11 protein-coding genes are annotated in these 12,048 nt (G+C 63.6%); 6 read left to right on the top strand and 5 right to left on the bottom strand.

The features are described from left to right. Both VL752_RS22065 and VL752_RS22060 read right to left on the bottom strand, forming a co-directional pair. On the bottom strand, positions 1-1,187 hold a 1,187-nt coding region (locus tag VL752_RS22065), incomplete at its 3' end, for an MFS transporter (protein ID WP_325358799.1). 242 nt (positions 1,188-1,429) lie between these two features. Continuing rightward, positions 1,430-1,897, bottom strand: a complete 468-nt coding sequence (locus tag VL752_RS22060; RefSeq protein WP_325358797.1) for a MarR family winged helix-turn-helix transcriptional regulator — start codon at positions 1,895-1,897, stop codon at positions 1,430-1,432. Between the two features lie 176 nt (positions 1,898-2,073). Here VL752_RS22060 and VL752_RS22055 point away from each other — a divergent pair, with 176 nt between their 5' ends. Next, positions 2,074-2,502 carry an organic hydroperoxide resistance protein gene (locus tag VL752_RS22055; protein ID WP_325358795.1) on the top strand — a complete coding sequence of 143 codons (429 nt, stop codon included), beginning with the start codon at positions 2,074-2,076 and terminating at the stop codon, positions 2,500-2,502. Positions 2,503-2,566: 64 nt separating this feature from the next. Here VL752_RS22055 and VL752_RS22050 read toward each other — a convergent pair whose 3' ends face one another. The 3 genes from VL752_RS22050 to betB form a co-directional block, all read right to left on the bottom strand. Continuing rightward, a complete protein-coding gene (locus VL752_RS22050; RefSeq protein ID WP_325358793.1) occupies positions 2,567-2,968 on the bottom strand; it encodes a DUF2177 family protein in 402 nt (133 codons plus the stop codon). Between the two features lie 86 nt (positions 2,969-3,054). Then, positions 3,055-4,710, bottom strand: coding sequence for a choline dehydrogenase (betA, locus tag VL752_RS22045; protein ID WP_413788780.1), 1,656 nt, complete (start codon positions 4,708-4,710; stop codon positions 3,055-3,057). Next, on the bottom strand, positions 4,710-6,797 hold the full coding sequence (betB, locus tag VL752_RS22040; protein ID WP_325358791.1) for a betaine-aldehyde dehydrogenase: 2,088 nt from the start codon (positions 6,795-6,797) through the stop codon (positions 4,710-4,712). Before betB ends, betA begins: the two co-directional genes overlap by 1 nt. A 296-nt stretch (positions 6,798-7,093) precedes the next feature. Between betB and VL752_RS22035 the strand changes: the two genes are divergently transcribed. From VL752_RS22035 to VL752_RS22015, 5 genes are all read left to right on the top strand, one after another. Further along, complete coding sequence (locus VL752_RS22035; RefSeq protein ID WP_325358789.1) at positions 7,094-8,056, top strand: choline ABC transporter substrate-binding protein; 963 nt, start codon at positions 7,094-7,096, stop codon at positions 8,054-8,056. A 205-nt stretch (positions 8,057-8,261) separates the two neighbouring features. Continuing rightward, entirely contained in the window at positions 8,262-9,110 is an 849-nt protein-coding gene (gene choW, locus VL752_RS22030; RefSeq protein WP_325358787.1) for a choline ABC transporter permease subunit, read from the top strand. Positions 9,111-9,114: 4 nt separating this feature from the next. Next, positions 9,115-10,347 (top strand): choline ABC transporter ATP-binding protein, encoded by a 1,233-nt coding sequence (gene choV, locus VL752_RS22025; RefSeq protein WP_325358785.1) that lies wholly within the window; start codon positions 9,115-9,117, stop codon positions 10,345-10,347. 63 nt (positions 10,348-10,410) lie between these two features. Beyond that, positions 10,411-11,040, top strand: a complete 630-nt coding sequence (gene parA, locus VL752_RS22020) for a ParA family partition ATPase (RefSeq protein WP_325358783.1) — start codon at positions 10,411-10,413, stop codon at positions 11,038-11,040. Continuing rightward, a complete protein-coding gene (locus VL752_RS22015) occupies positions 11,037-11,864 on the top strand; it encodes a phosphate/phosphite/phosphonate ABC transporter substrate-binding protein (protein WP_325358781.1) in 828 nt (275 codons plus the stop codon). The genes parA and VL752_RS22015 overlap by 4 nt, the downstream gene beginning before the upstream one ends. Positions 11,865-12,048: the final 184 nt, after the last annotated feature.

Here is a 12,048-nt window from a genome sequence, read left to right as displayed (position 1 = left end):
CCGGCGACGATGGGGATGAGGCCGCCGCCATAGACCTGCGAAATCTGGTAGCCGGCGCTGGCACCCGAGGCGCGAAAGCGGGTCGGGAAATTCTCCGTGTAGAAGCTCGGGATGGCGCCGTAGCCGAAACCGAAGACAAAGCCAAAGCCGATGATGTCGGCGAGCATGGCGAGATAGAAATTGCCCGTGTTGATCAGGTAGAAATAGGGGATTGCGAAGATCAGGAAGGTCAGGGCGGCGATCAGCAGGATGGTACGCCGGTTGATGATGTCGGACAGCAGCGCCCCGATGATCATGAAGACAAGCATGAAGGCTGCCGCGATCAATCCGATCTCCAGTGCCTGGTTCGGCTTGTAGCCGACCGCCTTCATGTAGCTTGTGCCGAACACGAAGGAGAGGAAGAACGCGCCGCCAAACATGGCGTTGACGAGTGACGTGCGCAGGATGCGCAGCGGCATCTCGCGCCAGACGGCATTGGCAGGGTGGCTCAGCGGCGCCTCACCCCGCGTATATTTTTCGAAGACGTAGCTCTCCTCGGTACGGTTGCGGATGACGATGCCGACCACTGCCACGAGGAAGCCAACGTAGAAGAAAATGCGCCATCCCCAGGCGACGAATGCCGCAGGCGACATCAGGGATTTAACAAAGATGACTGAGCCGAAACCGAGCAGAAGGCCGATAGGAATTGCAAACCCAACCCAGGCACCCCAGAAGGCGCGATGTTTGGAATGCGCCGCCTGTTCCACGACCCAGGTGGAAGCTGTGCCGAATTCTGCGCCGAAGCTGATACCCTGCATCAGCCGGAAGACAATTAGCAGGATCGGTGCGAGCACGCCAATGCTGTCATAGGTCGGCGTAAGGCCGATGAGCAATGTGCTGCCCCCCATCAGCATCAAGGCAAAGACCATGGCGTTCTTGCGGCCGCTGCGGTCGGCGATATTGCCAAAGATATATGCACCTACCGGCCGGATGATAATGCCGATGCCATAAACGCCGATCGCCGCGGCTACCGCGGCGAGACCCGGAAGCTTGAAGAAGACCCCGCCCCAGACCGTCGCGGCTATGACGCCGGTGACGAGGAAATCATATTGTTCGATGATCGAGCCGATGATGCTCGCGAGCGCGACCTTGAAGATTTGCGTGGTGGTTGGGACGGCAGCTGTCACTGGTGCGGCGTTGACGGACATTGTTGCAAGCTCTCCCGGTTTTTTTTGCGGCGCCGCTTCGTGCGCGTTGTTTGGTCCTGTGATGTCTTCAGCCTGCGGGACGCGGGAGAGTTGACCGCCGTGGCACTCCGCTCATGGCTTGTGGGCACCGTCATTGACAGCGCGTCTGTCGGCTTCCTTCCATGCGTCATCTCCCTAGACAATGCTTTGCCGCTCTTCCACCTCTTTGACAAGGGCGTGCCCGGGAATAAGCCGAGAACCACCTAGCGTTCGGCCTCCCCTTCCTCCATCGTCTCCATCAGCGCGGTGCGGAGAGCGGTCATGTCCTCCACCAGCCGTTGCAGACGGGGAAGCTCCATGCCGGTCGCCGCGAAGACGCAGGCCGGCACGCTCAGGGCCCGCGCCTCGAGCGCGCGGCCCGTCTCGGTCAGCGCAACCCGCACCTGGCGTTCGTCCGCCGGATCGCGCGCACGGCGGACGAGGCCCTGCGCCTCCAGCCGCTTGATCAGCGGCGTCAGCGTATTCGATTCCAGAAACAGCCGGCCGCCGAGCGCGCCCACCGTCTGCCCGTCCTCGGCCCAGAGCTGGACCATGACCAGATACTGCGGATACGTCAGGCCAAGCGTCTCCAGCAGTGGCTTGTAGACGCGGTTGAAGGCATGATTGGTGGAATAGACGGCGAAGCAAAGGAACTCCGAGAGATCGGGCATCCGGTCCGGCGTGTCGGCCATCTTAACCTCCTCGGCGCGGCGGTCTGCCGCGATGATCACGAAGGAGATAGGTCGCGCACGACCCTATCGCAATACTTGACGTGCGAAACCGGACGAGCTAGATCAATCGCACACGATTTAATCGTGTGTAAGTTTTTCGCTCCGGCGCGATAGGCGCCCATGGAAGGATGACAACGATGTCCGTGAATGTTCTGTATAAGACTGCTGCCCGAGCCACCGGTGGCCGCGATGGCCAGTCCGGCACGCTGGACGGCAATTTCTCGGTCAAGCTCGCTACGCCGAAGGAACTCGGCGGCGCTGGCGGCGAAGGCTCGAACCCGGAGCAGCTTTTCGCCTCCGGCTATGCCGCCTGCTTCATCGGCGCGATGAAGTTCGTGGCCTCCCAGGGCGGCACGGCGAAGGTGCCGGCGGATGCGACGGTGACGGCCACCGTCGGCATCGGCCCGCGCTCGGAAGGCGGTTTCGGTCTCGAGGTGGCGCTCGCGGTCTCGCTTCCGGGCGTGGAGCGCGCGGCCGCCGAAGAGCTGGTCGCCAAGGCGCACGAGGTCTGCCCCTATTCCAACGCGACGCGGAACAATATCGACGTCAAGCTCAGCGTCGTCTGAGTCCAGCCTCAAAGCCGGGCGTGCCGAAAGCCCGGGGGGGCCGCGACCCCTGGGCTTTTTTCGTTCAGCGGCGACGGCGCGCGCGGTCCCGCATCAACGCCCAGCCGAAGATCGACGCGATAGACGAGGCCACCATGCCCCAGATCACGTCCTGGAGCGTAAGCACGGCAGTCCAGCCCTTGATTACGGCAAGATTGGTGAGGTCGTAGGTCGCATAAGTGAAGAGGCCGAAGAGCGCGCCATGGGCGAGCACCCAGAGAGCCCCCCGCCTGCGCCCCGGCAGCATGACGAAGATCATCAGGCCGAGAATATCGAGCAGGTAGAAGAGCGCCGCCGCGCCCCAGCGAATATTGGGGGCGAGCATGGGCCCGAGCACGCTGCGATAGCTTTGGCCCATGACGGCGAACCAGATGAGATCCAGCGCCAGAAAGACCAGAAGCGCGGCAATATAGGCGACGACAGGCATGAAGCGTCCTCACTCCCTCGGCTAACACAAGGTTGGCTGCGGGCGAAAACCCCTCGGCCTTCCTCCCCCGAACCTTCTCTCTAGCCTCAGCGCTGGGCGGTCTGCCAGTTACCAGCCTGATAGAAAGGCGCATTGGAGGGTGCGAGCAGCGGCCGGCCGAGGATGTGATCGGAAGCCTTCTCGCCGATCATGATGGTCGGCGCATTGAGATTGCCCGTCGTCACCTGCGGCATGATGGAACTGTCGACGACACGCAGCCCCTCGATACCGATGACCCGGGTTTCCGGATCGACCACCGCCATCGGGTCCGAAGGGTCGCCCATCTTGCAGGTGCAGGACGGGTGATAGGCGCTCTCCACCTTGTCCGCGATGAAGGCATCGATCTGCTCGTCCGTCACGCAATCCGCGCCAGGCTGAATTTCCCGCCCGCGGAAGGGTTCGAAGGCTGATTGAGCGAAGATCTCGCGCGTCAGCCGCACGCTCGCCCGCATCTCCACCCAATCATCCGGGTGGCTCATATAGTTAAAGAAGACGCGCGGCTTGTCATGCGGGTCTGCCGAGCGCAGCCGCACCCAGCCGCGACTTTTCGAGCGCATGGGGCCGACATGGGCCTGCATGCCGTGCTCGGTGGCGAGGGAATTGCCGTCATAGGAAATGGCGAGCGGCAAGAAGTGGTACTGGAGATCCGGATAGGAGACCCCTGCCCGGCTGCGGATAAAGCCGCAGGTCTCGAAATGGTTGGTGGCGCCGAGCCCATCCTTCATCACCATCCAGCGCGCGCCGATCATGCCCTTGGAGATGAGCGACTGCGCCGAGAAGAGAGTGATCGGCTCCGTCACCGCGACCTGGAAGTAGAATTCCAGATGGTCCTGCAGATTCTCGCCGACGCCCGGCCGGTCCGCGACGACGCTGATGCCATGCTCGGCAAGCTCAGCAGCCGGGCCGATGCCGGAGAGTTTCAAAAGCTGCGGCGAGTTGATGGGTCCACCCGAAAGGATTACCTCCCGGCGTGCATGAACCGAAACCTCCTGCCCGCCGCGCAGATAGCGCACGCCGGTCGCTCGGTTGCCGTCGAAAATGATCCGCTTGGCGAGCACGCCCGTCCGCACTTCGAGGTTCGGCCGCGCCATGGCGGGCTTGAGATAGGCCGTCGCCGCACTCCAGCGTTGACCGTGGCTCACGGTCATGTCCATCCGGCCGAAGCCTTCCTGCTGGAAGCCGTTGATGTCGTTTGTTTTGGGGTAGCCGGCCTGCTGCGCCGCCTCCACCCAGGCATGATAGAGCGGGTTTTTGGTGGGACCGTAGGAGGTACGGAGCGGCCCATGATCGCCGCGATATTCGTCTCCGCCTTCTTCCCGGTGCTCGGCCCGTTTGAAATAGGGCAGCACTTGCGCATAGTTCCAGCCGCGCGCGCCGAGCTGCTCCCAGCCCTGGAAATCCATGGCATTGCCACGGACATAGACCATGCCGTTGATCGATGAGGATCCGCCCAGAACCTTGCCGCGCGGCGTGTGCATGCGGCGATTGTTGAGATGCGGCTCGGGCTCGGTCTCATAAAACCAGTTGTATTTCTCCTTATTCATCGGAATGGAGAGTGCGGCCGGCATCTGGATGAAGATCGAGGAATCCGAACCGCCAAATTCGAGCACGAGAACGGTGGTCTTGCCGTCCTCTGTCAGGCGGTTCGCCAAAACGCAACCGGCGGAGCCGGCGCCCACGATGATATAATCGAAGCTTGACATCAGTACGGCGCCTCCACGGGGGCGAGTGCCACATAGACGCTTTTGATTTGGGTATAATGATCGAGTGCCGCGCGGCTGTTCTCGCGGCCGAGGCCGGATTGCTTATAGCCGCCGAAGGGTAGTTCGATCGGGGTGATATTATAGGTGTTGATCCAGCAAGTCCCGGCTTCGAGGCTTGCCACGACCCGGTGCGCGCGGGTCAGATCCCGGGTAAAGACGCCGGCGCCGAGGCCGAATTCGGTATCGTTCGCGCGGGCCACAACCTCCTCCTCGGTCTCGAAGGTCAGGATGGTCATGACGGGCCCGAAAATCTCTTCGCGGACGATCGCGAGATCGTCGCCGCTCGCGTCAAAGATCGTGGGCGAGACGAAATTCCCCCGCCCCATGGCGCCCTCCGTCACGCGCGTGCCACCGCAGAGCAGCGTGGCTCCTTCCGAGATCCCGCGCTCGATATAGCCGAGCACCTTACTCATATGGGCGTCCGAGATCAGCGCGCCCATCTGGGTTTCCGGGTCGAGCGGATCGCCCAGGCGGATTTTGGCCGTGCGCTCCAGCAGGCGGGCGATGAAGCGGTCCTTCACGGCACGATGGACGAAGACGCGGGTGCCGTTCGAGCAGACTTCGCCGGCAGAATAAAAGTTGCCGAGCATGGCGCCGGAGACCGCGTTCTCGATGTCTGCATCCTCGAAGACGATGAGCGGCGACTTGCCACCGAGTTCGAGGGTGACGTGCTTCAGCGTCTCGGCGGCCGCCGCCATGATTTTCTTGCCCGTCGGCACGGAGCCGGTGAGCGAGATCTTGGCAATGCCAGGATGACGGGAGAGCAGCGCCCCGAGGCGCCCGTCGCCCGCGAGGACGGTAAAGACGCCGTCCGGCACCCCCGCTTCCTTCATGATCTCGGCAAGCTTGAAGGCCGAGAGCGGGGTGAGTTCGGAGGGTTTGAAGATCATGGCGTTTCCGCAGGCGAGTGCCGGCGCCGCCTTCCAGCAGGCGATCTGGATCGGATAGTTCCAGGCGCCGATGCCGGCGACTACCCCTAGCGGCTCGCGCCGCGTGTAGCCCATCGCCCCGGGCCCGAGATCGACGCTTTCGCCCGCAAGCCCGACAGCGAGGCCGGCGAAATACTCGATGCAATCGGCGCCCGAAACGACGTCGACCACGCTGGTTTCCTGAATGGGCTTGCCGGTATCCTGAGTCTCCAGCGCCGCCAGCTCGTCGTTTCGCGCGCGCAGCAGGCTCGCCACACGATTGAGCACGCGGCCGCGTTCCATCCCCGTCATGCGCGCCCAGAGCTTCTGGCCGCGGCAGGCGGCGGCGAATGCCGCATCGAGCGCGGCGGCATCCGCGATGTCGAGCTCAGCCAGCACCGCCCCGGTTGCAGGATTGCGGGTGACGAAGGTTTCCGCCTGAGCGTCCGGGCGATAGGCGCCGTCGATCCAGTTGGCCAGGCGGAGGGGGGACGCCGGAGCGCCTGCGACAGGAGACATCGAACTTCCTTCCTTGCTCGCGGCCAGCTGCGTATCAACAAAGCCGGCGGCGATGCGGCGTGCGGTCTCCGAATCCGCGGAACTCCAGGCGGCGGCGAGGGTCGTGCGCAGCCAGAGCCCGTCGATGATAGCGGCGATGATGACGGCAAGCCGCTCGACATCCTCGGCCTTGGCAAGCCCGCGCAAAGCGTGCCGCAGATTGGAGAGCACCCGCAGCTGATAGATGCGCTGCACGCGCTTGAGACGATCCGAATGCTTGGCCTGGCCCCAGAAGGCCAGCCAGACGGCACTCGTTTCGGAATCCATTTCCTCCGGTGCCAGGTTCGCATCGATCACCGCCTGCAGTCTGGCACGCGGCGTGGTGGCTGCCCGCATGCGCGCCGCCGCCGCCCGGCTAAGACGCGAGGCGAGGCTGCGCAAGGTTGCTTCCAGCAGCCCCTCCTTGTCACCGAAATAGTGGGCGACCAGACCGGCCGAAACCCCAGCCTGCTTGGCGATGAGGCCAAGGGTGGTCGCGTGGAAGCCGACCTGCGCCATGACGTGGATGGTCGTGTCGGTCAGTTGTTTCCGGCGCGTGTCTTCGGGCTCCCGGCGTGACAAGCGACTCTCCAGCTGTGAACCCGGCCCCTGGGCCGTCACGTCGGTTCTATTATTGCTTGAACGTTCAATCAAGTGCGGATCGCAAACCCGTGATCCATAGGTCTGTTTATAGGCACGTCTTGCTTAATATATCGGCAACTTATCCGTTTCCCCCCAAAAAACTGCCTCCAACCTCTCTTTTTCGCGATAAAAAGGGGTGACCCGCGGGTGAAATTGAAAGTATGTTCAATTTGTGGCTCCGGACGGGGCGTCCAGGGCTTGAATCATTTCCGAAGCGTGAATAAGGGGACCGCAAGATGCGTAAACACCTTCTGCATGCCGCCGCCGTGCTGGGTCTCGTCGCCGGCGGCATCGGCGTCAGTGCCAGTGCCCATGCCGCCGCCGATCCGGCGTCCTGCAAGAACATCGCCTTTTCCAATGTCGGCTGGACCGATATTTCGGCCACGACCGGCACCGCGACCTATATCCTTGACGCGCTCGGCTACAAGACGACAACGACCATCCTGTCGGTGCCTGTCACCTTCGAGGAAATGAAGCAGAAGAAGATCGACGTCTTCCTCGGCAACTGGATGCCGACGATGGCGGACAACATCAAACCCTATGTCGCCAACAAGACGGTCGATGTGGTCGGCCCCAATCTCGAAGGCGCGAAATACACCCTCGCGGTTCCGACCTATCTGTATAACGACGGCCTGAAGTCGTTTCAGGACATTGCCAAGTTCTACAAGCAGCTCGACGGCAAGATCTACGGCATCGAGCCGGGCAATGACGGCAACCGTCTCATCCTCGGCATGATCAAGGACAACACGGACGGTATCGGCAAGTTCACGCTTGTGCAGTCCAGCGAGCAGGGCATGCTGGCCGAGGTTACGCGCAAGACCAAGGATCACAAGGCCATCGTGTTCCTGGGCTGGGAGCCGCATCCCATGAATACCAAGTATGACATGAAGTATCTGTCGGGCGGTGATGCGATCTTCGGGCCGAATTATGGCGGCGCGACCGTCTATACCAACACGTCCGGCGGCTATGTGCAGGCGTGCCCGAATACCGGCAAGTTCCTGACCCAGCTGAAGTTCACGCTGGATATGGAGAACCAGATCATGGGCTCCATCATGTATGACAAGATGGACCCGCAGGCCGCAGCCGCGAAATGGCTGAAGGCCAATCCGGATGCGATGACGCCCTGGCTTGCTGGCGTCACCACCGCAGACGGCAGCCAACCGGCCGATGCCGTCGTGAAGAAAGCCCTCGGTCTCTAACAAGACACGATTTTGTCTGTTGCAACGTCGCCCGCGTACAAGCTGCGTGGGCGACGCGACCGCTCATAGTATGGCGTTGTCCGCTGCTCGCCGGCCACAGGCCACCCGATTTGCGGGCAGATCGACCATAAAACTTTGAACGCGTCAGGCTTTTTATGATCTGATGCCGTCCGGACCGCGCCAACATCTGGAATGGAGTGCCTGAATGCTGAACGGGTTGGCGGATCTAGTCTCAGGCCACAAGATCCCGCTCGGCGACTGGATCGCCAGTGTCGTCAACGCGATCAGCGGCTCCGATATCATCGATGCCGTTTCGAACGGCGTTGCCGCCGCCATCAACGGACTGACGACCGTGCTGGAGGCCATTCCGGCCATTATCCTCATTCTGGCCGTGGGTCTTCTGACCTATGCCATCCAGCGGTCCTGGAAGTTGGTCCTGTTCGTTGTCCTCGCCCAGCTCTTCATTCTCAATCAGGGCTATTGGTCGGCGACGATGGAGACGACCTCTCTCATCATCTTCGCGACCGTGATCTCCATGGCTCTCGGCGTGCCCATCGGCATCGCCTGCGCCCATCGACCGTGGCTGTATACCGGGGTACGTCCGCTCCTCGATCTGATGCAGACCTTGCCCACCTTCGTCTATCTGATCCCGACGGTCGTGCTCTTCGGCCTTGGCGCCGTGCCGGGCCTGATTTCGACCATCATCTTCGCCGTCGCCGCTCCCATCCGCCTGACGCAGCTCGGCATCGCCTCCGTCCCGCCGCCGCTCATCGAAGCGGGCGAAGCCTTCGGCGCCTCGAAAAGCCAGCTGCTCTGGAAGGTCGAATTGCCGCATGCCCTGCCGACGATCATGGCGGGGCTGACCCAGTGCATCATGCTGAGCCTGTCGATGGTGGTGATCGCCGCCCTGGTCGGGGCCGGTGGCCTCGGAGTGCCGGTGGTCAGCGCTCTCAACACACTCCGCGTGGATGTCGGGTTCGAATCCGGCCTTTGCATTGTCGTGCTGGCGGTGATCCTGGACCGCGTCTGCCGTCCGCGTGATAGCGAGGGCTGAAAGAATGACCGAAGCACAAAGCGCCATCGAATTTTCCCATGTCGACATCCTCTTCGGGGGAACGGGCCGCAAGGGCGCTCGCGCGCGGGCCGAGGCCATGCAGCTCATGGACCAGGGCCTGTCCCGGGACGAGATCCTCGCCCGGACCGGGGTCGTCATGGGTGTGAAGGACGCCTCGCTCACCGTGCGGGAGGGCGAGATATGCGTGCTGATGGGCCTGTCGGGCTCCGGCAAATCCACGCTGCTGCGTGCCGTCAACGGCCTCAATCCTGTGACGCGCGGCAAGGTTCTCGTCAAGAACGAGGACAAGACCGTTGATATTGCAAGCTGCGATAGCGTGACCTTGCGCTTCATGCGCACGCGCCGCATCGCCATGGTGTTCCAGCAATTCGCCCTGCTGCCCTGGCGCACGGTACGGGAGAATGTCGGGCTCGGCCTTGAGCTGCGCGGGTTGGGGGCGGCCGAACGTCGGCGCATCGTGGACAAGAATCTGAAACTCGTCGCCCTCGACAAATGGGCCGACAAATATGCCCGCGAGCTTTCGGGCGGCATGCAGCAGCGCGTGGGGCTCGCCCGCGCCTTCGCGACGGACGCCGACATCTTGCTCATGGACGAGCCCTTCTCGGCGCTCGATCCGCTGATTCGCACCAAGCTGCAGGACGAGCTGCTCGCCGTTCAGAAAGAGGTCAAGAAGACCATCATCTTCGTCAGCCACGATCTCGACGAGGCGCTGAAGCTCGGCAACCAGATCGCGATCCTGGAAGGCGGGCGCATCATCCAGGCCGGCAGTCCCGAGGATATCGTGCTGACGCCCGCCAATGATTATGTGCGCGAATTCGTGCAGCACATGAACCCGCTGAACGTGCTGCGCGCGAGGACCTTCATGAAACCCGTCGCGGGCCTGCCGGCCCAGGGTGACGCGCTGCTTGTGGAAGCCACGCGCGCGATCCTGTTGCGCGGCGGCGACAGCCTCTCCACCGCCTCCCTCTCGATGCACGGCGCCCCCGTGCCGCTCGCCGAGATCGGCACGGACGGCGGCCCCCCGCCCGCGGGCCATTGCGCAGCGGTGAGCCAGGAGGCCACCATGAAAACCGTGATCCAGCTACGCCAGGCGACCGGACTGCCGGTGCTGATGACGGCTGGCAGCCGCATCGTCGGTGTCTGTGGGGAGGACGAGATCCTGCATGCCCTCGCCTCCGAAGGCTGGCAGAAGATGCAGGCCGAGGCCGCGGACTGACATTGAGGAGTCGCCTCGGCGGCACCCTGACCTATGATGACCAGGCGCAATGGAGTCGTGCCCATGGCCTTGGTCCTGACGGTCGCCCAGCAAAAGGGTGGCGCCGGTAAGAGCATGATCGCCGCCAATCTCGCCGCCGCCATGGCGGCCGGCCGGCGTGTCTGTCTGCTCGACATCGATCCGCAGCGGAGCCTGAAGCGCTGGCACGCGATCCGCTCGACAAGCCGGAAACCCCTTCCCGCCATCGACTTTTCGGATGTTTCCGGCTGGCGGTTGCAGGCAGAGCTCGACCGGCTGATGGCCGATCATGACGTGCTCATCGTGGACACACCGCCGCAGGTGGATGCGGAGGCGAAACGCGCCATTCGGGCGGCCCATCTCGTGCTCATCCCCTTGCAGCCGAGCCCGCCCGATCTGTGGGCGGCAGCCGGCACGGTGCAGCTCGCAGCGACCGAAAAGCGGCCTGTGCGCCTGCTTCTCAACCGTGCGCCCAACGCCTCGCGCCTACGCACCCAGGTGGAAGCCGAGGCGGCGACGGCCGGCTACAACTTGCTCACCGCCACACTCGGCAATCGCGCGGGCTTCGCCAATGCTTTCGCGCAAGGCATGGGGGTGACGGAGGCGAGCCCGAAATCCGTGGCGGCGGGGGAAATTACGGCACTCCTTGCCGAGGTCGAGGCGCTGACGGCGTGAGCGTGAGTGCCAGCCTGCCAATGTATGCGCTGCCCGAAATGGCAGCGGCCAATGCGGCACTCTGGGATGCCCTGCGCGAAGGCCTGGGAGAGGAACAGCGCGCTGCCGTTCTGCCCGAAACACTCAGGCCCGCCGGGCTTGCGCTGCCCGCGGCGATCGACCGTGGGACGCTTTTCACCCAGATGTGCGGCTATCCGCTCAAAACCCTCTATGCCGGCCAATATCAAATGCTCGGCACGCCCCTTTACGATCTGCCGGGCTGCCGGCTGCGGCCGGACGGCGTTCCGACCCATTGTTCCTTCCTCGTCGTGCGCGCCGAGGCACCTTTCTGGACGCTGGAACAGCTGCGCGGCGCCCGATTCGCGATCAACGGCCGCGACTCGAATTCGGGCATGAACCTGCCGCGCCGGCTCTTCGCTCCCTGGGCGCAGGAGGGGCGCTTCTTCGCCGATGTGCTGGTCAGCGGCAGCCACGCCGCGAGCATGGAGATGGTGGGATCAGGCGCGGCCGATGCCGCCGCGATCGACTGCGTGACCTTCGGCTTTGCCACCCGTTTTCGCCCGGCGCTGACCGAAAGGCTGCGGGTGCTGGCCGAAACCCCGGCCTCACCCGGCATTCCCTTCGTGACCTCGGTGGCGACCTCCCCGGCGACGGCGCGGAGGCTGACCGCGCTGCTCACCGGGCCCTTCCCGCCTCTCGCGCTGCAGGCGGCACTGGAAGGGCTCGCCATCCATCGTGTCGCTCCGCCGCATCCAGCGGCCTATGACGCGGTTCTCGCCTATGAGGCGGAAGCGGCGGCGATGGGTTATCCGGAGCTGGTCTGATCATGGGCTGGCAGAGCTGACCGTAGAGGCGCGGGCGGCGGCAGGGCCAGGTTCAGTCTCCGGCCAAGACCTGCGCCCTGTTGTCCGTCGGACCGATTTCGACATCGGACAGCGCGCCCGGCGGCGGCACTCTCGGCGCGAGGAAGCCGGGATGCGGGCCGGCATGATGGGCTGTGAAAAAGTA

Origin of the sequence: Acidisoma sp. (assembly GCF_035492295.1) — a bacterium.
Lineage (GTDB): Bacteria > Pseudomonadota > Alphaproteobacteria > Acetobacterales > Acetobacteraceae > Acidisoma.
This window is presented reverse-complemented; position numbering and strand designations above follow the sequence as displayed.